General features: G+C 66.4%; 25 protein-coding genes. 13 read left to right on the top strand and 12 right to left on the bottom strand.

The window, feature by feature from the left end; translation table 11 throughout:
- Positions 1-26: 26 nt before the first annotated feature.
- Positions 27-902: a 5'/3'-nucleotidase SurE gene (gene surE / locus G9465_RS00870; protein ID WP_166966654.1), complete on the bottom strand. Its 876-nt coding sequence runs from the start codon at positions 900-902 to the stop codon at positions 27-29.
- A gap of 102 nt (positions 903-1,004) precedes the next feature.
- Here surE and G9465_RS00865 point away from each other — a divergent pair, with 102 nt between their 5' ends.
- From G9465_RS00865 to G9465_RS00855, 3 genes are read left to right on the top strand one after another with little or no spacing between them, the layout of a single operon-like run.
- Positions 1,005-1,583: a magnesium transporter gene (locus tag G9465_RS00865; protein ID WP_166966652.1), complete on the top strand. Its 579-nt coding sequence runs from the start codon at positions 1,005-1,007 to the stop codon at positions 1,581-1,583.
- Between the two features lie 43 nt (positions 1,584-1,626).
- Positions 1,627-2,148 (top strand): magnesium transporter, encoded by a 522-nt coding sequence (locus G9465_RS00860; RefSeq protein WP_394353973.1) that lies wholly within the window; start codon positions 1,627-1,629, stop codon positions 2,146-2,148.
- A gap of 60 nt (positions 2,149-2,208) precedes the next feature.
- Entirely contained in the window at positions 2,209-3,255 is a 1,047-nt protein-coding gene (locus tag G9465_RS00855) for a nucleoside recognition protein (protein ID WP_166966648.1), read from the top strand.
- Here G9465_RS00855 and G9465_RS00850 read toward each other — a convergent pair.
- Both G9465_RS00850 and G9465_RS00845 read right to left on the bottom strand, forming a co-directional pair.
- On the bottom strand, positions 3,252-3,986 hold the full coding sequence (locus tag G9465_RS00850) for a GNAT family N-acetyltransferase (protein WP_166966646.1): 735 nt from the start codon (positions 3,984-3,986) through the stop codon (positions 3,252-3,254). The genes G9465_RS00855 and G9465_RS00850 overlap by 4 nt on opposite strands.
- Before the next feature lie 60 nt (positions 3,987-4,046).
- Positions 4,047-4,940, bottom strand: a complete 894-nt coding sequence (locus G9465_RS00845; RefSeq protein ID WP_166966644.1) for a CBS domain-containing protein — start codon at positions 4,938-4,940, stop codon at positions 4,047-4,049.
- A 75-nt stretch (positions 4,941-5,015) separates the two neighbouring features.
- Between G9465_RS00845 and G9465_RS00840 the strand changes: the two genes are divergently transcribed.
- Complete coding sequence (locus G9465_RS00840) at positions 5,016-5,981, top strand: lamin tail domain-containing protein (protein ID WP_166966642.1); 966 nt, start codon at positions 5,016-5,018, stop codon at positions 5,979-5,981.
- Positions 5,982-6,011: 30 nt separating this feature from the next.
- Here the strand turns inward: G9465_RS00840 and G9465_RS00835 are convergent, their stop codons facing one another.
- Positions 6,012-6,230: a hypothetical protein gene (locus G9465_RS00835; protein WP_166966640.1), complete on the bottom strand. Its 219-nt coding sequence runs from the start codon at positions 6,228-6,230 to the stop codon at positions 6,012-6,014.
- A 163-nt stretch (positions 6,231-6,393) separates the two neighbouring features.
- Between G9465_RS00835 and G9465_RS00830 the strand changes: the two genes are divergently transcribed.
- Complete coding sequence (locus G9465_RS00830) at positions 6,394-7,449, top strand: molybdopterin-dependent oxidoreductase (protein ID WP_166966638.1); 1,056 nt, start codon at positions 6,394-6,396, stop codon at positions 7,447-7,449.
- On the opposite strand, the gene G9465_RS00825 is transcribed toward G9465_RS00830, so the two are convergent.
- The 4 genes from G9465_RS00825 to G9465_RS00810 all read right to left on the bottom strand — a co-directional run bounded on the left by G9465_RS00825 (position 7,446) and on the right by G9465_RS00810 (position 10,171).
- Positions 7,446-8,060, bottom strand: coding sequence for an HAD family hydrolase (locus tag G9465_RS00825; RefSeq protein WP_166966636.1), 615 nt, complete (start codon positions 8,058-8,060; stop codon positions 7,446-7,448). The two genes, G9465_RS00830 and G9465_RS00825, sit on opposite strands and share 4 nt — an antisense overlap.
- The gene (locus tag G9465_RS00820) at positions 8,057-8,473 is read right to left on the bottom strand and encodes an RNA-binding domain-containing protein (RefSeq protein WP_166966634.1); all 417 of its coding nucleotides are present in this window, start codon (positions 8,471-8,473) and stop codon (positions 8,057-8,059) included. The genes G9465_RS00825 and G9465_RS00820 overlap by 4 nt, the downstream gene beginning before the upstream one ends.
- Positions 8,470-9,033: an AAA family ATPase gene (locus G9465_RS00815; protein ID WP_166966632.1), complete on the bottom strand. Its 564-nt coding sequence runs from the start codon at positions 9,031-9,033 to the stop codon at positions 8,470-8,472. Before G9465_RS00815 ends, G9465_RS00820 begins: the two co-directional genes overlap by 4 nt.
- Positions 9,034-9,328: 295 nt before the next feature.
- Positions 9,329-10,171, bottom strand: coding sequence for a polyprenyl synthetase family protein (locus G9465_RS00810; RefSeq protein WP_166966630.1), 843 nt, complete (start codon positions 10,169-10,171; stop codon positions 9,329-9,331).
- A gap of 249 nt (positions 10,172-10,420) precedes the next feature.
- Here G9465_RS00810 and G9465_RS00805 point away from each other — a divergent pair, with 249 nt between their 5' ends.
- The gene (locus G9465_RS00805) at positions 10,421-10,927 is read left to right on the top strand and encodes an OsmC family protein (RefSeq protein WP_166966628.1); all 507 of its coding nucleotides are present in this window, start codon (positions 10,421-10,423) and stop codon (positions 10,925-10,927) included.
- Between the two features lie 212 nt (positions 10,928-11,139).
- Here the strand turns inward: G9465_RS00805 and G9465_RS00800 are convergent, their stop codons facing one another.
- From G9465_RS00800 to G9465_RS00790, 3 genes are all read right to left on the bottom strand, one after another.
- Positions 11,140-12,093 carry an electron transfer flavoprotein subunit alpha/FixB family protein gene (locus G9465_RS00800; RefSeq protein ID WP_166966626.1) on the bottom strand — a complete coding sequence of 318 codons (954 nt, stop codon included), beginning with the start codon at positions 12,091-12,093 and terminating at the stop codon, positions 11,140-11,142.
- Positions 12,093-12,884, bottom strand: coding sequence for an electron transfer flavoprotein subunit beta/FixA family protein (locus G9465_RS00795; protein WP_166966624.1), 792 nt, complete (start codon positions 12,882-12,884; stop codon positions 12,093-12,095). The genes G9465_RS00800 and G9465_RS00795 overlap by 1 nt, the downstream gene beginning before the upstream one ends.
- A 71-nt stretch (positions 12,885-12,955) precedes the next feature.
- The gene (locus G9465_RS00790) at positions 12,956-14,104 is read right to left on the bottom strand and encodes a hypothetical protein (RefSeq protein WP_166966622.1); all 1,149 of its coding nucleotides are present in this window, start codon (positions 14,102-14,104) and stop codon (positions 12,956-12,958) included.
- 154 nt (positions 14,105-14,258) lie between these two features.
- Between G9465_RS00790 and G9465_RS00785 the strand changes: the two genes are divergently transcribed.
- Complete coding sequence (locus G9465_RS00785) at positions 14,259-15,503, top strand: hypothetical protein (protein ID WP_166966620.1); 1,245 nt, start codon at positions 14,259-14,261, stop codon at positions 15,501-15,503.
- A 100-nt stretch (positions 15,504-15,603) separates the two neighbouring features.
- Here G9465_RS00785 and G9465_RS00780 read toward each other — a convergent pair whose 3' ends face one another.
- On the bottom strand, positions 15,604-16,224 hold the full coding sequence (locus G9465_RS00780; protein WP_166966618.1) for a methyltransferase domain-containing protein: 621 nt from the start codon (positions 16,222-16,224) through the stop codon (positions 15,604-15,606).
- Positions 16,225-16,379: 155 nt separating this feature from the next.
- Here G9465_RS00780 and ahaH point away from each other — a divergent pair, with 155 nt between their 5' ends.
- From ahaH to G9465_RS00750, 6 genes are all read left to right on the top strand, one after another.
- The gene (gene ahaH, locus G9465_RS00775; protein WP_166966615.1) at positions 16,380-16,712 is read left to right on the top strand and encodes an ATP synthase archaeal subunit H; all 333 of its coding nucleotides are present in this window, start codon (positions 16,380-16,382) and stop codon (positions 16,710-16,712) included.
- Positions 16,699-18,945 (top strand): V-type ATP synthase subunit I, encoded by a 2,247-nt coding sequence (locus G9465_RS00770; protein WP_166966613.1) that lies wholly within the window; start codon positions 16,699-16,701, stop codon positions 18,943-18,945. Before ahaH ends, G9465_RS00770 begins: the two co-directional genes overlap by 14 nt.
- 219 nt (positions 18,946-19,164) lie before the next feature.
- A complete protein-coding gene (locus tag G9465_RS00765; RefSeq protein ID WP_166966611.1) occupies positions 19,165-19,428 on the top strand; it encodes a F0F1 ATP synthase subunit C in 264 nt (87 codons plus the stop codon).
- Positions 19,429-19,449: 21 nt separating this feature from the next.
- A complete protein-coding gene (locus G9465_RS00760) occupies positions 19,450-20,031 on the top strand; it encodes a V-type ATP synthase subunit E (protein ID WP_166966609.1) in 582 nt (193 codons plus the stop codon).
- Positions 20,028-21,104: a V-type ATP synthase subunit C gene (locus G9465_RS00755; RefSeq protein WP_166966607.1), complete on the top strand. Its 1,077-nt coding sequence runs from the start codon at positions 20,028-20,030 to the stop codon at positions 21,102-21,104. The genes G9465_RS00760 and G9465_RS00755 overlap by 4 nt, the downstream gene beginning before the upstream one ends.
- Complete coding sequence (locus G9465_RS00750) at positions 21,101-21,424, top strand: V-type ATP synthase subunit F (RefSeq protein ID WP_166966605.1); 324 nt, start codon at positions 21,101-21,103, stop codon at positions 21,422-21,424. Before G9465_RS00755 ends, G9465_RS00750 begins: the two co-directional genes overlap by 4 nt.

Genomic DNA, 21,424 nt, shown 5'->3' with positions numbered 1-21,424 from the left:
GGACTCGACCGGCGACCCGACGACGGTTACTCCTCGTTGCTCGCCCGTTTTCGAGCGGCTTCGCTTTCGTTGAACCCCGCTACCAGCGTCTCGAGCGCGGTCGACTGAACGCCGACGGCGGGGGCCGTCAGCGGCGAGACGCTGACCTCCCCGTCGACGAGTGCGCGACGGTCGGTGCCGACCGGGTAGCGCTCGCCGAGGTCGGTGTCGTTCGCGAAGGGATTCTCCCAGCCGACGGTGTCGGGCCAGACCACGTCACGGAGGGCGATGTCGCCCTCGGTGCCGGTGTTGGCCTGTTCGTCGACGGGCGAGTCGGTGTCGTGTTCGACCTGCAGGTCGTAGTCGTGGTAGGGTTCGGTCAGTCGAATCGCCGGGTCGGACACGTCGACGGGGACGTTGACGTTGAGGAAGTCCGCCGTCTCGAAGACCCCGCCCGAGAGCGCCCGGACGACGACTTCCGTGGCGATGCGGGCCGGGCGGTCGAAGTCGTAGGCCTCGGGTGGCGAGACGAAGAAGTCCTTGCAGTGGTACGCGGAGACGGCGACGCCGGGGACACCCAGAAAGCCCGCTTCGACGCAGGCCCCGACGGTCCCCGACCGGCCGACGACGTAGTTACCGGCGTTGGGGCCGTGGTTGCACCCCGACACCACGAGGTCGAACGACGCGTCGAGGCCGCGCAGGCCGTAAGCGACGCAGTCGGCGGGCGTGCCGTCGAGCGCGTAGCCCCACGGGTGGGACTCGCGAGCGGTCCGATGGCTTCGGGTCCGACCGACGCCGCTCTGGTTCTCGGCGGGCGCGACGACCGTCACGTCCGCGACGGCAGTGAGTTCCTCGTAGAGGCTCGCAAGCCCCGGCGCGTCGATGCCATCGTCGTTGGTCAGGAGGACCCGTGGCTCGTCCATCGAATGTCCGTTGGTCCCCCTACGAGCGTGAACGTGTCGGTCCGTGGACCGCTCGGCCGCGAACACCGTTCTTTTTGCGAGTGGGGCCGGTTGAATCCGACAATGACCGTCCGCGAGGTCGCTATCGAAGCCTATCGGGAGTCGATCCCGGTGTTGCTGCTCAGCGCGGCGGGGGGGCTGTTCGCGGGCGTCGTCCTCGGGGGGATGGACGCGGAACTGGAACGGGTCGCGGGGTTGCTCGTCCTCGTGCCGGCGCTGCTGGCGACACGGGGGAACGTCTACGGATCGCTCGGTGCACGACTCGGCTCTGCGCTGCATCAGGGGTTAGTCGAGCCCCGCTTCTCGCTGGCCGACGAGCGCGTGAACGCGGCGGTTGCGGCGGCACTGGCGAACGGCGTCCTCGTCAGCGGCGTGGCGGCGGTGCTGGCCGTCGCCTTGCTGGTGGCGCTCGGCCGCCCGTCGGCCCCGCTGATGACCCTCGTGGGCATCGCGCTGGTGGCCGGTTTCGTCTCTGGCGTTCTCCTCACTATCGCCGTCGTCTCCGTCGTCTTCGTCGGCTATCGGCGGGGCCTGAACCCGGACACGCTGGCCGGGCCGGTCGTGACGACGACCGGCGACGTCGTCGGTATCGCGACGCTGCTGGCGGCGACTCGATTCGTCCTCGCGCTGGGGGGTGCCTGACGTGGCGGGGTCGGAGTGGCGAGTCAGGGGCATCGTCCGCCGTATGTTCCCAGTGCTGGTCGTCCTGACCGCCATCGAACTCGGGAGCGGCCTCGTCCTCGACACCTTCGAGTCGGTGCTGTTGCGATACCCGTCGTTGCTCGTCCTCGTCCCCGTCACGATAGGGATGGCCGGGAACCTCGGGAGTATCCTCGCGGCCCGACTGTCGACGGCCTTTCACCTCGGCCTCCTGTCGTTCGACCCGACGGACGACCGACTGGCGGGCAACGCCGTCGCCACCGTGGCACTGGCAACTACCGTCTTCCCGCTGGTCGGCGCTGGCGCGTGGGGCTTACAGAGCGCGCTCGGCGGGACTCGTCTCTCGTTGGTGTCGGTTGTGACCATCGCACTCGCAAGCGGCGTCACGCTGGCGGTGCTGGCGATCGCCGTCACGACGCTGACGACCTACGCGGCCTACCGGTTCGAACTGGACCCGGACGACGTGGTCATCCCCGTCGTGACGAACGTCTGTGACGTACTCGGCGTGCTGGTGCTGTTCGGCGTCGTGCGACTGTTAGTGACCTGAGCGCCCTCGTTCTCTGCCCCGACCGACGGACCTTTGCCACCTTCGACCCGATTTCGACACGTGCTGTCGCTCGTCGCCGACCTGCTGACACACCCGGTCGCGGGCCTGCTGGCCGACGTCGCAGAGCGAGTGGTGCGCATCACCGTCTTCCTCTCGCTGGGCGTGTTCCTCGCGAATCTCGCGGTGGCGTTCGGCCTCGTCGACAAGATAGCGACCGTCTCCCGGTACCTGACCGGGCCGGCGAACCTCCCGGACGAGGTGGGGACGGCCATCCTGACGACGACGGCCTCGCCCACCGCCGGGTACGGCATGCTCGCGGACTTCCGGGAGTCGGGCGTGCTGGACGACCGGGCGACGCTCGTCGCCGTCACCATCAACACGTTCTTCGGATTCGCCCAGCACATCGTCACCTTCTATGCGCCTATTCTGATTCCGATTCTCGGCGCGCGTGTCGGCGTCCTCTACGTTACCACGCGAGGGCTGGTGGCGCTGGCCATAACGCTGACCGGCATCGCCGCCGGGGCGCTCCTGCTGGACGAGTCGAACGTCGACGCGGCCGGGGTCCCTGCCGACCACGAGGCGAGTCCGGACGGCGGGCGGGACGTCGACGACGCGGCGGACGGCCCGAAGACTCGCGAGGCGAGGGTCCGTGAGGCGTACGGCGAGACGGTCGCGAAGGTCAGGGACATCCTGCCGCGACTGGCCGCCATCTACGTCGTCGTCTCCCTGCTCGTGGCCTACTCCGAGGAACTGCTCGCGCTGTTCGGTGCGGGCGGGGCGAGCGTCGTCGGTGTCGCCAGCGACCTGACCGGACTGCTCGGCCTGCCCGGTGCGGCGGTGCCCGTCGTCGCGGCTTTCGCCCTCGATACGACGTCGGGGGCCGTCGTCATCGCACCGCTGATCGAAAACGGGACCTTCACGGCTCGAACGGCCGTGGCGACGATGCTCGTCGGCGGCATCGTCTCCTTTGCCGTCTCGACGTTCAAGCGCTCTATCCCGTTCCAGTACGGCATCTGGGGCCGGGAGTTCGGCTCGAAGGTCATCGCCGTCAACACGGGGCTGAAAATCGTCTGGATAGCGCTCGCGCTGGTCGTCCTGCTGGCCTAATCGAACGTGTAGGCCATCATCACTTCGTCCACTTCCTCGTCGCCGACGGTGTAGTGGTTCCGGCGGATGCCCTCGGTGTGCCAGCCGTGGGCTTCGAGGAACGAGAGCGCGTTCTCGGAGACGGCCGGGACGCTGTTGTACAGTTTCCGGTAGCCGTTGGCCCGCGCCCACTCCATTCCACGCTTCATGAGTTGGCTGCCGATGCCGTGGTCGCGGTGGTCCTCGACCACGCCGACGGTCAACTGGGCCGTCTCCCGGAGTTTGTCGAGTTGCGGCAGGTCGAGGTGACACCAGCCGACCACCTCGTCGTCGACGGTGGCGACGAAGAACACGCGGGACTGGACGGTGTTGTGCCGGGTGACGGCGTCTTCGTACAGCAACTGCTCGGCGACGCTCTCGGCGACGACGTAGGTGCTCTCGGCGGAGACGTCGCGGATGGCCTCGACCAGTCCCTCGAAGTCGTCCGGTTGGGCGGGCCGGATCACGTAGCTGACACCGTCGTTCTGGTGTGTTTCGACGGAGCCGACGTCCAGCGCCAGCGCCAGCGTTCCGCCGTCGTCTTTCAGGTACCCCTTCGAGAGCAGGTGTTCTAGCGCCTCGTCGAACGTCTCGCTGTCCAACTCGGTCGCCGTCCGCGCCCGGTGTCGGGCCGCCGTCCCGTGTCGTTCGACGTACTGATACACCGTTCTGGCCGCACTGGTCTCGAACGTCGGCCGTTCGAATGCCTCCATACGTATGACACGTACCGGCGCGTGCTTAACGATTGCTACCAGTTAACACGACACGTACGCTCACCCAGTCTCGGGGATGGGGTCCGAGATGACGACGGCGTCGCCTTCCACGACGCAGTCGCCGTCGGCGTCGTCGACGGCCGTCGCGAGACGGAACCGGTTCGCCTGCAACTGCTCTACCACCTCGCAGTGGGCCGTGACCCGCTCGCCGATGTCGACGGGGCCGCGGTAGCTGAGTTCCTGCGAGAGATAGATGGTCATGCCCGGGAGCCGGGCGAGCGCGGCGCTGATGATGCCGGAGACGAGCGTTCCGTGGACGATGCGGCGGCCGAACCGACTCGCTTCGGCGAACGCGTCGTCGAGGTGGAGACGGTTGGTGTCGCCGCTGACCTCCGCGAACCGCTCGACGTCTGCCTCCGAGAGCGTCTTCGAGAAGCGGACGTGGTCGCCGACGTCGATGCCGTCGGCGGTGCCGTAGCTCTCGAACTCCCAGTCGTCGTTCTCGTACAGCGTATCCGGCCGGGTGAACCGTCTGCGCTCCGGCTTCACCTCTCGCGACGGTTTCGGGTGTGCGAGGTGTGGGACGTACCGGGAGATGTCCGTCGTCGTGACGATGCCGACGAGTTCGCCGTCCTCGACGACGGGGAGTTTCTTGACACCGTGTGTGCGGAGGCGTTCGACCGCCACCTCGATGTCGGCGTCGGGGCCGATAGTGACCAGCGCGGTTGCCATCACGTCGCCGACGGTCAGCGCGCGGGTGTCACCCTCCTCGGCGGTGACGGCGACGACGTCGCTCTCGGTGATGATGCCGACGCAGTCGCCGTCTCGCTCGACGACGAGCGAGCCGATACCTTCGTCACGCAGGCGTCGCGCGGCTTCCACGACGGACTTGTCCGGGTCGATAGTCCGTGCCGGTGACTGCATGACCTCCCTGACGGGCAGTGGGACGAGCATCGTTCGAGACCTCTCAGTGCAGGACCATAAACTCCGCCCGGCAGACTTGTGGTCGTGGCACGCGTCGCTCCGACGATGCGACGAGTCCCGTCCGGTGTCGTGGCCGCGTTGCTGGTCGTCCTCGCCGGGTGTACCGGGTTCGGCGTGCCTGCGGACTCCGCGAGGACTCCCGATTCGACCGCCGTGGGCGTCCCGGACGCCGGGTCACTCCCCGAGACGACGACCGAAGTGTCGGTCACCGCCGTCGTCGACGGCGACACCATCCGCATCGAGTACGCCAACGGAACCAGAGACACCGTGCGGTTGGTCGGCGTCGACACGCCAGAGGTCACCGCCGAGAACGACCCCCCGGAGTTCGAGGGCGTGCCCGACACCGAGGCCGGGGCCAGTTGCCTCCGCGATGCGGGCGTCGCCGCCTCGAACTTCGCGAAAGAGCGCCTGCTGGGAGAGACGGTCGGTCTCGCGTTCGACCCCGACACCGACAGGCGGGGGTACTACGACCGACTGCTAGCGTACGTCGTCGTCGACGACCGACTGTTCAACTACCGTCTCGTCGCGACCGGTCGCGCCCGCGTCTACGACGAGAGTCCCTTCTCCCGGAAAGACCGCTTCCTCGCGGCCGAATCAGCCGCCCGCGAGGCCCGCCGCGGCCTCTGGGACTGTGTCGACCCCTCCGCCGTCGACCGGACGACGCCGACGGTCACCGCGAGTGAGTCGGGACTGGCCGTCACCGATATCCACGCCGACGCCGACGGCAACGACAACGAGAACCTGAACGACGAGTACGTCGTCCTCGCGAACCGCGGCGACGCCCCGCTGCCCCTCACGGGGTGGACCGTCGCGGACGAGGCCGGCCACGTCTACACCTTCCGGAACTACACGCTCGGGGCCGGGGAGAACGTCACCATCCACACGGGGAGCGGCACCGACACCCGGCGCGACCGCTACTGGGACCGGACGGGTGCGGTCTGGAACAACGGCGGCGACACCGTCGTCGTCCGTGACGCCGACGGCCGCGTCGTCCTCGAACGGTCGTACTGAAAGCGGTCGGTCTCGTGGCTGTGCGTCTCGCTACTGCCCGGGGCGTCTCGCCGCGAGCGGCGACGTCGGTCGGTTCGCGACGCCACCGACTACTGCCCCGGCCATCACGGCGAACACTGCCGCGAGTGTGAGAAACGCCGCGGCGAACGCGGCGGTCGCGAGCAGGGTCGACCCCGCGATATCGGCCGCCAGCAGCGTCGTCAGGGCGAGCGCGTGTCCCCCGAGCAGTCGTGTCTGCAGTGTCGTCATCTGTGCCCGTGACTTGGGTCTGACGGCGGTTAAGCCGCGCGAGACGCCTGTCTACGGGGCACACAGTCACACAGTCGCAGTAAGAGGACCATTCCTGACGTCCCCACTCGCCGACGGCGGTACCGACCGGCAGTATAAGCGCGTCGAGTCCTAACACCGCCGTATGGACGTCCGCCGGTACGCCCCGTCGTCGCGAGCGGTCGACTGGGGGCTGTTCGCCGCCGTCGCGACGCTGCTGGCGACCGGGGTGGCGACGATGGTCACCGGCATCCCAAGCACGGCGTGGGTCGTCGACCTCCACGCCATCGCGGGCGTCGTCCTCGTCTGCTTGCTCCCGGTGAAACTGTGGCGGGTCCGACGGCGAGTCGCGCCCGACCGCTTGACGGGCCGCCGCGTCTTCTCGCTCCTCCTCGCCGCCGACGCCGCCGGTGCGCTCGCCACCGGTGTCTGGTGGATATTCGGCGGGTCGCTCGATCTGGGACCGTGGGGTCTGTTTCACCTCCACGTCGGTCTCGGTCTCCTCGTCCCGCCTCTGCTCTTGGTCCACCTCCGCTACCGGTTCCACTCGCCGGCGAGCGTGACCCGCCACGGGCGGCGCGACGCCATCCGCTACGCCGGCCTCCTGACGGCCGGGGCGCTGGTCTGGCGACTGCAGGGTCCCGTCAACGACGCGCTCGATACGGCGGGTGCCGACCGACGCTATACGGGGTCTCGCGAGGAGGGGTCCGACGCGGGTAACCGGTTCCCGGTGACCAGTTGGGTCGCCGACGACCCGGACCCCGTCGACGCCGCTACGTGGCGGTTGACGGTCACGGGTCGTGTCGAGAACGAGCGGACGTACACGCTCGACGACGTTCCGACCGACGCGAGCGAGGACGCGGTTCTCGACTGTACGAGCGGGTGGTACTCCGGCCACGAGTGGCAGGGCGTCGGCGTCGGTGCCCTGCTGGACGCGGCCGAGGTCGACGACGCCGCGAGGTGGGTGCAGTTCCGCTCGGTGACTGGCTACCGCTGGAGCCTCCCACTCGAAGCGGCCCGCGGCGCCCTGCTTGCGACTCACGTGGACGGCGAGCGCCTCTCGCACGGTCACGGCTTCCCGCTCAGACTCGTCGCGCCGGGGCGGCGGGGCTTCCAGTGGGTGAAGTGGGTCGAAGAGGTCAGCGTCACCGAGCGACGCGAACTCGGCGAGTGGCTGGCGATATTCGTCAGCGGACTCTAGAGCAGCGCTCCGATGGTCGCCCAGAGGTCAGGCCCCTCCTCCTCGTAGTGGATGGGGACGAACCCGGCGGCCCGCCCGCCCTCTATGTCGGCCTCGTACTCGTCGCCGACCATGACGTACTCGTCGGCAGGCAGGCGCTCACGCAGGAGGTCGAACGGGGCCGAATCGGGCTTGTGCGCGCCGGCCTCGTAGGAGGCGACGACGACGTCGAACAGGTCGGTCAGGTCGTGGTGGTCGAGTTTCCCGACCTGCCACTCGCGGACGCCGTTCGTGATGACGGCGAGTTCGTTGTCCTCGGCGAGCGTGGTCAGACTCTCACGGGCGGCGTCGGGGACCTCGGTCGCCGCGTAGTCGTTCCGGCGCAACGTCTCGACCATCGCGTCGGGGTCGGCGTCGACGCCCGCCTCCGCGACGACGGCCGCCATCGCCGTCCGGTGGGGGTCCGGTTCGAGTCTGTCGAAGGCGCGCTGGTAGGCCGACCGGCCGACGGCTTCGAGGTCGCTGTCGGCGGTGATGCCGTGGGTGGCGAGGGTGGCTTCGACCACCTCGCCGTACGGTCGCGTGTAGTGGACCAGCGTCCCGTCGAGGTCGAAACAGAGGGCCGTCGTCATCCCTGATCGACGGGCCGACCGTCCTCCGTCGGCGGCGCGACGTAGTCGATGTAGCTCTCGGCGTCCGGTTCACGGACGGTCACCTCGACGTGGATGTCGCCCAGTTCCGAGGGGTCGCCGACGGCGAAGTTGACCCGGCCCTCGAAGGCCGCCTGTTTCTTCAGGTCGAACGCGAAGGTCTCCCCCGAGAGCGAGTCGAAAAAGACCGAGCGCGCTGTGTCGAGGATCTCCGCGCGATGGAGTTCCTCGGAGAACCCCTCCATCGTGTGTACCTCCGCGACGAGTTCCCCCTCGCGGTGGTCGGGGTCGGCCTCGGGGAACAGATTCCGAATCGCGTCGGCCACGCGGTCGGTCACCTCGGTGTCGTTGACCGGTGCGCTGATTCGGACGTCGACGCTGTACACTGCGCTCACGACTGGACCGCCTCCGGACCCTCCCGCAGCAGTGTGCGTACTTTCCGCTGGAAGGCCGCCAGCGACTCCGTGTTGTCGAGTTCGAGGTCGGCCATCTCCATGGCCTCGCCCATGCCAAAGCCCAGTTCGCGTTCGTCCCGGTCTTCGAGGGACTCGCCGCCGTCCTCGCGGCCGGCGTCACGGCCGCGCAGGTCCAGTCGCTCCGCGCGCAGTTCGAAGGGAGCGTCCACTTTCACGAGCAAGAAGTCCCCGCCGAAGGCGTCGCGGAACGCCTCGACTTCGACGTCCGAGCGGATGCCGTCGACGAGAACGGTGTCGCCGTCGGTGCGCTCGCGTTCGATGACCGGCAGCGACCGCTCGGCGATGGCGCCCGGCCCGTTCTCCTCGCGCAGGGCCGTCGCGACGTCGCCGTGGTGGGTCGCGGGGTCTAGCCCTCGGTCGCGGCACTCCTCGCGGATGACGTCGCCCATCGTCACGACCGGCACCCCCATGTCGGCGGCGACGTTGGCCGCCTCGCTCTTCCCACTGCCGGGTAGTCCGACGATACCGATGACTGTCATTGCCCTCGGTTTGTCGACAGCGGGCTAAAGACCTGCTGTTCTCGGTGTCGTCGCTGTGCTGGTTCCGTGGGACCGCTGCGACCAGCACTGCCAGCGATGCCCCGAGCGCGCCGTGCGCTCGCGTGCGTCGTCGTGGTCCGGGAGCGCGACGCGCTCTCCTCAGCACGACGATCGCCGATTTTCGGCGACGACGAGACGTGGGAGTGCAGGCTCCCGGGGCTTTCTGGCTATCGGGAGTATCCAGCGACGCGATGCCAGCCGCTGTCTCGAAGCGGTAGTCGTCGGGTACTGCTCCTCACCGCTCGCGGACGACGACGAACTCCGCTAGGTCGCGCAGATATTCCATCGACTGGGAATCCGGGGCGTTCACTGTCGAGAGGGCGTCAAGCGCCGCGTCGGACTCCGCGCGGGCACGGTCGTTTGCCTCCTCGGTGGTCAGTTCGGTCACCTCGACCAGCGACGGGCGCTCCATCTCGGCGTCGTGACCCGTTGGTTTGCCCAGCGTCTCGGCGTCGGCGGTGGCGTCTAAGACGTCGTCACGCATCTGGAAGGCCACGCCGACTCGTTCGGCGTACTCGCCCACCGCCTCGACGGTGTAGCCGTCGGCGTCGGCGGCGATAGCGCCCAGTTCCGCAGCGGCCCGAAACAGCGCGCCCGTCTTACGGCGGGCCAGTTGCATGTACTCCTCCTCGTTCGTGGGCTGGGCGACCAGTTCCGTCGCCTCGCCCTCGCCGAGTTCGACCATCGCCTCTGAGACGGTCTGCATCGCCCGTCCGTCGGCCGAAAAGAGGGCGAACGCTTCCCCCAGCAGGCCGTCTGAGGCGATGATGGCCGGGCCGTGGCCGAACTCCGCCCACGCCGCCGGGGTCCCGCGGCGCAACTCGGACTCGTCGATGATGTCGTCGATGACCAGCGAGGCGTTGTGGACGAGTTCGATGCCGACGGCGAAGTCGACGGCGTCGGCCGGTTCCCCACCCAGTGCCTCGCAGACGAGCACCGTCACTGTCGGTCGAACGCGTTTCCCACCCGAGAGCGCGACGTGACGGACCTCGTCGGCGAGTTCTTCTGGCTCGATGCCGTCTAGGACCGCCTCCAGTCGCTCCTCGACGCGGTCACGACGCCGCTCGAGATACTCCATTATGTACCAGTTAGAACCACCCGGAAAAGTACCTGACGACCCGCTTCTAGTGTCGTGTTCGCAGTACCCGCCCAGCGTCGACTTTGGACGGCCGCCTGCGGTCGATATCGTCCGGGCGGCCCTCAAACGCCGGGGCCGTCGAGAGCGACCGACTATCTATCCATCTGCCACTTGCCGATCCCCTGCTGACTACAACAGAGGGCGTCGGCGGAAGGATATTGTTCGTGTATCAACAATAGTCGGGTAGGTATGGCAGACATTGACTTACAAGAAGAGCAGGAACCGCTGAAAAGCGAGTACACGGAGGACCCGGATGCGGCCCGGATAACGTTGACCGCGACCGGCGAGGAGCAGGACGATGTCCGGGCCTGCAGTGTGGATATTGGCCGGGCGATATATGAAGCCGAACTACACGAGGGCGCGGGTGGTCCCGGTGGGGCAGCCTGCTCAGGGGACCTCCTGTTGGGTGCACTGGCGGCCTGTTCGCAACTGACCGCACAGGCCGTAGCGGAGAACTTCGGGGTCGACGTCGACATTACTGTGGAGGCCAGTGGTGACCTCGACCTCCGAGGGACGCTGGGCATCGAGGACGACGTCCCGGTCGGGTTCGAAGACATCCGACTCGACGTTTCCGTAGACGGCGACCTCGACGAGGAGACCGAAGCCGCGCTTCAGAAGTACACCGAACGATACTGCGTTGTGTACCAGACACTGGAGAACCCACCAGTAATCGAAACGGAATGGGCGTTCGAGTAGGCGAACTATCTGACAGGACCGCGCTCTCTCCAGTATGTCCCTACGCGTCATCGGTCACGGCAGACCGTTCTGGCGTTCCACACTCGACTGCGCAGTTGTCTCGCTATCTCGATTGACGTGACTGGTGTGTGCTGGGTTCGATGACGCCCTCGGCGATAGGCTGCTAGCAGCAAGAAGCTCACCGACGAGACTCTGTCGAGACGTCCGAATCGCTACCCACTGAACTCTTCGATGAGTGCGGGCACGACGTCGAACAGGTCGTCCTGGATGCCGTAGTCGGCGATGTCGAAGATGGGCGCGTTGGGGTCGGTGTTGATGGCGACGATGGTATCGCTGCCTTTCATGCCGGCGACGTGCTGGACCGCTCCGGAGATGCCGATGGCGATGTACACGTCGGGCGTGACGACTGACCCTGACTGACCGACCTGCCGGTCTTTTTCCAGCCAGCCGTTGTCGATGAGCGGTCGGGAGGCAGACACCGTCGCATCAAGCGTCTCTGCGAGGTCGAATATCATGTCGAGGTTCTCCTCCTCTTCGATACCGCGGCCCACCGAGACGAGGACGTCGGCGTCCGTGATGTCCACGTCGCCGCCGCCGACCTCTTCGAATCCGGTGACCGTCGACCTGACCGCCGACTCGTCGATGTCGGCGTCGAACGATTCGACGGTGGCGTCGCCGGTCCCCTCGGCGGCCGGCCACTCGGCGGGCCGGACCGTCACCGCCGCGCGGTCGGCGTGGACGTCGATGGTCGTCTCGACTTTCGACCCGTACAGCTCACGGGTCGCGGTGAGTTCGTCGTCGTAGCCGAGGTTGACCACGTCCGTCACCAGCGGCCAGTCCAGTCTGCTCGCGACCGCGGGCGCGTAGTCGAGGCCGTTGACGCTGTTCGGCATGACGAGTACGTCGGGGTCGACGGCCTCGACCAGTTGGGTCACGACCTGTGTGTACACGTCGTGGTTGAACTCCTCGCCCTCGTCGACGGTGTGTATCGCGTCGACGCCCACGCGGTTCAGTCGCTCGGCGAACGCCTCGACGTCGCCGCCGACGACGGCCGTGTGCAGGTCGCCGCCGGTCGCGTCGGCCAGTTCCCGACCCGCGGTCAGTAGTTCGAGGCTCACGTCGCGCAGTTCGCCCCGGCGGTGTTCCGCGACGGTGAGGACCGTCATCAGCTACCCACCCCCTTCTCACGAAGTAGCCCGGCCAACTCGGCGGCCGTCTCCTCGGCACTGCCCTCGAACACCGTCGCCTCACTCTCGCTTTCGGGTTCGTAGAGGTCCGTCTGCTCCAGCGGGCTCTCGACGTCCGCCGGCGTCAGGTCGAGATCCGAGAGCGCGTACTCGGCCAGTTCCTTGCTCTGGGCCTGTCGGATGCCCCGAAGGCTGGCGTACCGTGGCTCGTTGATGCCGGTCTGTATCGTCAACACCGCGGGCAGTTCCACGTCGGTCAGTTCCTCGACGCTGCCCTCCAGTTCGCGGTGGACGTGTGCGACCCCCGCCTCCCGGTCGAGGTCGAGAGCGTTGACGACGGCCCCCCACTCGAAGCCGAGGTGTTCGGCGAGCGTGACGCCGGTCGCACCGAACCCGTCGTCGGCCGACTGTACGCCGGTGAGCACGAGGTCGGGGTCCTCCTCGGCGGCGACGGCGGCGATAAGCCGCGCCTTCGTCTCGGGGTCTAGCAGTCCCGCGTCGGCGAGTGCGTCGTCCCAGACCCGAATCGCGCGGTCCGCACCCTTCGCCAGCGCCTGCCGAATCGTGTCTTCGGTGTCTGCACCACCGATAGTCACGGCCACGACTTCGACGTCGTCGCCGGCCTCCTGTATCTGGACGGCCGCCTCGACGGCGTAGTCGTCCCACTCGTTGAGGTCGTACGTGACGTACCGGTCGTCGATACCGAGTCCGTCTATCTCGAACTCGTCGTCGACGTGGGCCACCTCCTTCACCGTGACAAGTATTTTCATACCACGCAGTGGGGTCGGACAGCGAATAAACGTTTCCGAACCAGAAACCACTACGGTGGGGTTTACGACGACTACTCGTCTATCTCGGTGACGTCCTCGTCGGGGAAGGAGATGAGGTTCTCCCGGCCGATGCGGAGTTTGTCGATGCGGTCGTCCTCGTCCATCGCCGAGAGCAACTGCGACACCTTCGCGTTCGACCATCCCGTCTCCTTGACGATGCGGGCCTGCTTCATCCGGCCCCCGTTCTGTTCGAGGAGGCGTTCGACGCGCTCCTCGTCGCTCAACAGGGTGACGTCGACCTCCGCCTCATCAGCCTCGTCAACCGCCGCCTCGTCGACCGACCCGTTCGCGGACGCCCCGGTAGCGACCTCGGCGTCGGGCCCCCCGTTACCGCCGCCTGTCGTGCTCGTCGCTCCGGCCGCCGGCACGTCGTCGTCGCGGTTCATGTACCCGACGGCCACCACGAGTCCGATGACCAGCATGAGGACGGCCCCTATCCACAGCGGCGGGTCGCCGAGTAACTCACCGTTCGGCGTCTCCTCGGTTCCCGGAGCCGACGTCTCCTGGTCGCCCGTGTAGACGATTTCGAGGTAGTCCGGTTCGAACGCTCGGGGGCCGACGAACCGGAGTTCGCCGTTCTGGACGCCCATCGTCGGGGGTGAACTCTGGACGCCGTAGCCCGTCGGCGCCGAGATGACGAGCGTCTGGTTCGCGGTGAGGCTGTCGAACCACGTTCCACTGGGCGTGTCGAACGCGTCGTCGATGATAAGGCGGCCGTCTTCGACCGTCGCGAAGTTGCGCCAGGTGAACTCGAGTACGAGCGTCCCGCTGTCCTCGTTGACGACGTAGTCCCGGCTCATCCCGGTGATGTTCATCTCGCGGCCCGTCGCCGCCGTCGCGGCCTCGTTGGCCTCTCGGAACGCCGTTTCCCACCCCGTTTCGGCCTCACCGTCGACGTATCGGTTGGCGAGTTCCTCGAATGCCTCCGTCTCGTTCCGGTCTTCGAGCGCGTACGTGTCGGTGATCGTCCAGCGCGCGTCACCGTTCGGCTGTAACTGGAGGTAGAAAGTCGTGTTCTCGGTGACCGGCGTCGGCGTCTCGGTCGGCGACGTCTGGGCGACAGCGACGCCGTCCGACAGGGTCGGTGTCGCTACGGCCGACGCCGTCGCCAGCACCGCGACGAGGACGATGAGGAGGGCGGCAGATATCCGCGAGGACATTTCCACTCGTGGATGCTCAGTCCGTCGGCAAAACCCTTTCCATCCGCGAATAAAACGTCAGCTCCCTTTTTGAAAGGTTTCGAGCCTTCTCTGCCGTCTATCCTCGCTATGGTAATAGGGGGATTTTTGTACTCTCCGCATTAACCCGGTGGTGATGCGACTCCTCCCTGCCCTCCTCGTCGCACTGCTGCTTGCGAGTGCGACGGCAGCCCCCGCTGCTGGCTGGAATACGGCACCGGCGCAGTCGGTCTCGGACGCGTCCGTGTCTCCCCGCATAACGCCTATCGCCAACACGACGAACCATCTCACGATTCCACCCGACGAGATTCAGGCGACCGGGTTCAACGAGACGGGTATCGACGTCGGGACGGCGGTCGCCTCCGGGTCCCGACAGCTACACCAACAACACGGAGCGTCGACGTTCGAAAAGCGGTTCCGCCGTGCCGACTCGGAGGCCGCGCGACGGCAACTCGTCCGCGAGACGCTGGCGGCCGCCGAACGCAGAACAGCGCAACTGCGACAGCGCCAGCAGACGGCTATCAGCCGCTACGCGGCGGGCGAGATCTCTGAGCGTGAACTCCTCCGAGTTCGCGTACTCGTCGACGCCGAATCACGCGCACTGCTCGACACGCTCGACCGTCTCTCGGCGGCCCAGCAGCTCGAACCCGACTACTCGATGACCAGCGGCATGGAGACCCGTCTGCGAAACATCGAGGGGGCGTTACAGCTACTGCACGGACCGGTCAGCAAGCGGGTGCGAGCGACCGTCACGGGCACCAGCGACGCGAGCATCGTGTACGTCGAGGGCTCCTCGGAAGGCTACATGTTCGCGACCGTCGACGGCAGCGAGTACGTCCGTGAAACGTCCCTCGGCAGCGAGCGAAAACCCACGCAACCGGACCAGTTCGCCGAGGGCACCTCCGGGGACACGAACCGCCTCGACGTGGCCGACAACCGCGCCTCGGAACTGTACACCTGGCTCTACGAGCGACAGCGACCGAGTTTCACCTACTACGGGACCTCCGGCATCTACGAACTGACCGCGAACCACCCCAACGGTCGACTCACCGCGTACCTCGACGGCGGGACGACGAACGTCTTCTACGAACTCCAGCACCGACGGTTGGCGACCGTACAGACCACGGAAACCCGGCAGTCGGTCAACGAGTCGCTCCGTCTGGAGGTCCAACGAGCGTACTCGACCGGCCCCCTGTTCGTCGAGGTCACGAACAACGAGACCGGCGCTCCGGTAGATGCGACCGTACACATCGACGGCCGCCGCGTCGGCACCGGTGGGGCCGACGGCGTTCTCTGGACCGTCGAACCGCGCGGGGAGTACACGGTGACGGTGACGACGGCCAACGGCGCCCGGACGTCGGTCACCGTACCCGAACGCTAACCGCCGGCGCGCGTAGTCGAACCGACGCCGACTCGGTACACGGCGTGGTACCGAGGGTCGTGTCTCGCCTCGCCCGCTACGGGACCGCCGTTGCTACGGCTTACTCCGGTACGTCGGCGATTGTGGTAATCGCACGCGGGCTGCCCGGTCGGGACTGCTGGATGTGGTGCTCGAACCGCTCGAACCCGGCGGCCTCGAACATCCGGTCGGCTTCCGCCTCGTCGTAGAACAGCATGATGGCGTCGGCCACCTTCTGGAAGAGCGAGGAGTTGGGGTAGTCCGGCCCGACGATGAGAACCTTGCCACCGGGTTTCGTGATGCGGCGACACTCCTCTAGCGCGTCGACGGGATTCGGCCAGTACTCGATAGAGCCCGACGACCAGACGACGTCGAAGGTATCGTCTTTGAACGGGAGCCGTTCGGCATCGCCCATGTGAAAGCGCACGTTCCCGCGTTTGCCGAACTTCTGGTAGGCTTTCGAGAGCTGATGGGGGCTCTGGTCGAGACCGTACACGGTGTCGACGTGTTGGAGTAGCCCTTCGGTGGCGAAACCGGTGCCACAGCCGATGTCCAGGACGCGGTCCTCGGGGGCCAAGTCCAGCATCTCGATGGCCTCGTCACGCATCCGCTCGTCCCAGATGAATGGGTTGATGGTGTCGTAGACCTTCGAGAGGTACTTATAGAACGTCCGCGCACGGGCTTTGTTCTCGAGGACTCCCATTACCCACTCGTTAGGGGTTCGCGGTCATAATTCCCCGGATTTCGGTCTGGGGCCACACGCCGCCCCGATTCGCCGGTTGCGAGAAACTCTCATGCAAGCGCGGAAACTTCGCAACTACCAAATAGCCGCTCTAGCAACGGGCACACGATTAGAGAATGCCACGGCCAGAAGTTCTAGACCGGATAAAGGAGGCCGAGCAGGAGGCCGACGACATCGTCGCTGAGGCCGAAGAGTACCGCGAAGAGCGGATCGCAGAGGCCCGAGAACGGGCCGACGAAATTCGCGAAGAGGTCGAGCAGGAGGCCGAGGCGACGGCCGAGGAACGCCTCGAAGACGCTCGCGAGGACATCGAGTCCGAACGCGAGGAACTCATCGCCGAGGGTGAGGAGGCTCGCGCCGAACTCGAGGAACAGGCCGCCGGTCGCGAAGACGAGGTGGTCGACTACGTCATAGACCTCTTCGAGGAGGCGGTACATGCTCAGACCTGAGAAGATGTGCCGCGTCTCGGTGACGGGGTCGAAGCGTGTCATGGGGCAGGCCATCGAGGCGGTCCACGACCTCGATATGCTTCACGTCACCGAGTACGACGGGTCCTGGGACGGGTTCGAGCCCGGTGATCCCGTCGACGGGGCCGACTCGGCCTCCGACCAGCTCGTCACCGTCCGGTCGCTGCAGTCCATCCTCGACGTCGACGAGGAGGACGCCGGACCGACGCGTCTCGTCACCGACGACGCGCTCGAAGAGGACCTAGAAGAGATCCGGACGCAGGTCAACGAACTCGACGACCGCCGTGACGACATCCGCGACGACCTCCGGGACGTCGAGGAACGCATCAGTACGATGGAGCCGTTCGTCACGCTCGGCATCGACCTCGACTTGCTTCGGGACTACGAGTCGCTTGCCGTCGCCGTCGGCGAAGGCGACGCAGAGGAGGTGAAGATCGCGCTCGCGGACAGCGACGTCGACACGTTCGAGGTCCGGTCCGAGGACGACGTCGTCGCCGTCTTCGCTCAGACCGACGAGAGTACGCTTCAGGACGCCCTCGTCGGCGCGACCTTCTCGGGACTCGAGATACCCGACGGCGACGGTGACCCGACGGAGTACTTAGAAGAACTTCGACACCAGAAACAGAAGCTCGAGTCCAAGCTCGGAACCGTCGAGGACGAACTCGACGACCTTCGACTCGACTACGCGGGCTTCCTGCTGGCCGCAGAAGAGAAACTCTCCATCGAGGTCCAGAAGGCCGAGGCGCCGCTGACCTTCGCGACGACGGAGAACGCCTTCATCGCCGAGGGCTGGATTCCCAACGAGCGCTACAGCGAGTTCGAGAGCGCAGTCGAGGCCGACGTTTCGGAAGCGGTCGACATCGAGAAGCTCGAAATCGCCGAGTACGACGAGGGCCACGTCCACTCCCGTGAGGAGGTCGAACACGAGGGTGGCAACGGCGGGGCCGAAGAAGACGAGGGAGCGACCATCACAGAGGCCGGCGACACCTCCCAGGAGGCCGTCGCCGACGGCGGACTGGTCACGATGGACAACGACCAGCCGCCCGTCATCCAGGACAACCCCGGCGTCGTCCGACCGTTCGAGGACCTCGTCGAGGTCGTCAACCGGCCGAAGTACAGCGAGTTCGACCCGACGGTCGTCTTCTTCCTGACGTTCCCGGCGTTCTACGGGTTCATGATCGGCGACCTCGGGTACGGTCTGCTGTACTTCCTCGCGGGGTACTTCCTGTACTCGAACGTCGAGAGCGACGTCTTGAAGAGTCTCGGCGGCGTCGCGATGTGGGCCGGTGGATTCACCGCACTGTTCGGCGTCCTCTACGGCGAGTTCTTCGGTCTGCACCAGTTAGGTGAGATAGTCTGGGGCGGCAACCCGCCGATGCACAAGGGGCTCCAGCCGGTCTACGGTGACTACGCCATCGCGTGGCTGACCATCAGCCTGCTTGCTGGCATGCTCCATCTCGCTATCGGCTGGACGTTCGACTTCGTGAAGAACCTCAGCCACGGGCTCTGGGACGCCGTCACCGAGAGCGGGTCGTGGCTCCTGATGCTGTTCGGCCTGTGGGCGTGGGTGTTCTCCGGCGCCAACGGCGCCGCACCGAACTTCCTCTACACCGCCGAGGAAGGCATCTTCGCCGGGCACCCCTTCGCGTTCGGCTTCGCGGGCCTGCCCGCGCTGAACCTCTTCACGATTCCCGGCCTCGGCGCGCCGTTCTCGGCGTGGCTGCTGCCGTTCATCGCGGGACTCGTCCTGCTCGGACTCGCCGACCCCATCGAAGTCGTCGAGTTCCTGAACGTACTGGTGAACGTCCTGTCGTACACCCGACTGGCCGCAGTGCTGCTCGCGAAGGCCGGGATGGCCTTCGTGGTCAACCTGCTGTTCTTCGGCGTGTACGTCGTCGAGACCGGACACGGCGCGGAGTGGCACTTCGGTATCGGCCACTCCCCGGCCCACATGCTCGAACAGGGGACCTATCACGGCCACGAGGTCACCAGCGTGATGTTCCCCGGTCTGATGCACTCGGGCATCGCCGGCGTCGTCGGTGGCCTCCTCGTCCTCGTGCTGGGCCACGTCCTCGTCCTCGTGCTGGGTGTCACCAGCGCAGGACTGCAGGGTGTGCGTCTCGAGTACGTCGAGTTCTTCGGCAAGTTCTTCGAGGGCGGCGGCAAGGCCTACAACCCGTTCGGCTACGAGCGGAACTACACGACCGACGACTGAGCGGCCGACGCCTTTCTTTATCGCTGCTGTTCCCACGAGGGTAGCGTCAGCGCCGATTCCGCCTGACAGTCGGCTGGTACCAGCTCACAACCCCACCCGCGAGAGCGGTTAAACCGGGCGAACAGCGTCTCGGCGAACCGTTTTGGGAACCTTTATGAACTCCGTGGCGTCACATACGCCTGTTCGGACACGAGCAACCTCAGAGAGGACTTCAACAACATGATTGAAACTATCGCACTCGTTGTCAACGCTGTACTGCAGGAAGGTACCACCGGCGCCGCGCCGGCAATCCCGGCTTCCGCCGCTGCCGCCCTCGCCGTCGGGCTGGCCGCGCTCGGTTCGGGGTACGCAGAGCGCGGTATCGGTGCCGCCGCAGTCGGCGCCATCGCCGAGGACGACAGCATGTTCGGTCGTGGCCTCATCCTGACGGTCCTGCCGGAGACACTCGTCATCCTCGCGCTGGTCGTCGTCTTCGTCGTCTAAACTACACCCCCTTTTCCAACAATGAGCCTTGATACAGTCGTAGAGGACATCCGAGACGAGGCCCGCGCGCGTGCAGACGAGATACGCGAAGAGGCCGACGAGCGTGCCGAGGAGATCATCTCCGAGGCCGAGGCCGATGCCGACCAGATCCGAGAGGAGCGCGAGGCAGAAGTCGACCGCGAGATCGAGCAGGAACGCGAGCAGCGTCTCTCCTCGGCGAAGCTCGAGGCCAAGCAGGCCCGACTCGGCGCCCGTCGCGACGTCCTTCAGGACGTCCACGAGGACGTCGAACAGGCCATCGCCGACCTCGAAGGCGACCGCCGCGAAGAGCTGACGCGGTCGCTCATCTCGGCGGCAGTCGAGGAGTTCGACGGCGATAGCCTCCAGGTCTACGGCCGCGCAGACGACCAGGACCTCATCGAGGATATCCTCACCGACTACGACGACGCAGAGTTCGCCGGGGAATACGATTGTCTCGGCGGTGTGGTTGTCGAGAGCGAGGCCTCCCGCGTCCGTGTGAACAACACGTTCGACTCCGTGCTGGAGAGCGTCTGGGAGGACAACCTGAAAGCAATCAGCGACCGCCTCTTCGAAGCACAATGAGCAGCCAAGGGACGGCAAAACGCGGCCGGAGCTCGAATTACGAGTACGTCATCGCTCGGGTTCGCTCCCGTCGTGCCTCGCTGTTCGACGACGACGACTACCGCAAACTGGTCCGCATGGGGACGGGCGAGATCGCCCGATTCATGGAGGAGACCGAGTACGAGTCCGAGATGAACGCGCTCGGGTCGCGGTACTCCGGCGTCGACCTCGTCGAGTACGCGCTCAACCGCAACCTCGCGAAGCACTTCGACGACCTGCTCCGCTGGTCGGAAGGCGCGCTGTACGACTACATCGCCCGATACCTGCGGAAGTTCGACGTCTGGAACGTCAAGACGGTCATCCGTGGCCTCTACGCCGACTCGGACGCGACCGAGGTCGAAGACGACCTCATCCGTGCCGGCGAGTTCAGCGAGCGCCGAATCGACCAGTTGCTGAACGCCGGCTCCATCGAGGAAGTCGTCGAGCAACTCGACGACACCGTCTTCGGCGACTCGCTGGCCGAGGCCTACGAGGTGTACGAGGAGAGCAACGTCCTCGTGCCGCTGGAAAACGCCGTCGACCGCGCTTTCTACGAGATGATGCTGGACGGGCTTCCGGACAACCCGGAGATAGACAGCCCGACCGGTCTCTACGTCGGGTTCCTCGAAGCCGAAGTCGACTTCCGAAACCTCCGGAACGCGCTGCGACTGGCGCGAAGCGGTGCCGACGTCGACCCCTCGGAGTACTACATCAAAGGGGGCAAGCTGTTCGACGCACAGTCGCTCGCACAGCTCGCGTCGAACTTCGACGGACTCGTCGCCGCCGTCCGTGAGAGCACGTACGGTGACGACCTCGATCAGGCGCTTAGCGCGCTCGAAGACGCCGAGAACCTCGTCGAGTTCGAGCGGGCGCTGGACGCGGCACTGTTAGAGTACGCCGACAAGCTCTCGAGCCGCTATCCGCTGTCGGTCTGCCCGGTGCTGTCGTACATCCTTGCGAAGGAGCGCGAGGTCGACAACATCCGCGCCATCGCACGCGGTCGGGAGGCCGGCCTCGGACCCGACGAGATCGAACAGGAACTGGTGATACTATGAGCCAGGAGATAGCAGTCATCGGGAGCCCGGAGTTCACGACGGGGTTCCGACTGGCAGGCGTCCGCAAGTTCGCGGACGTGCCCGCAGACGAGAAGGACGAGCAGCTGGACGGCGCTGTCGAGGAGATGCTCACGGACGACGACGTCGGCATCGTCGTGATGCACGACAACGACCTGGAGCACCTCTCCCGCGGCGTCCGAAAGAACGCCGAGACGAGTGTCGAGCCCGTGCTGGTGACACTCGGCGGTGGCACCGGCAGCGGCGGACTGCGTGAACAGATCAAACGAGCCATCGGTATCGACCTGATGGACGAAGACTAA

It is taken from the genome of Haloarcula sp. JP-L23, assembly GCF_011602445.1.
Taxonomy (GTDB): domain Archaea; phylum Halobacteriota; class Halobacteria; order Halobacteriales; family Haloarculaceae; genus Haloarcula; species Haloarcula pellucida.
The sequence above is the reverse complement of the archived record's forward strand: the minus strand, read 5'-3'. Positions and strand labels throughout refer to the sequence as shown.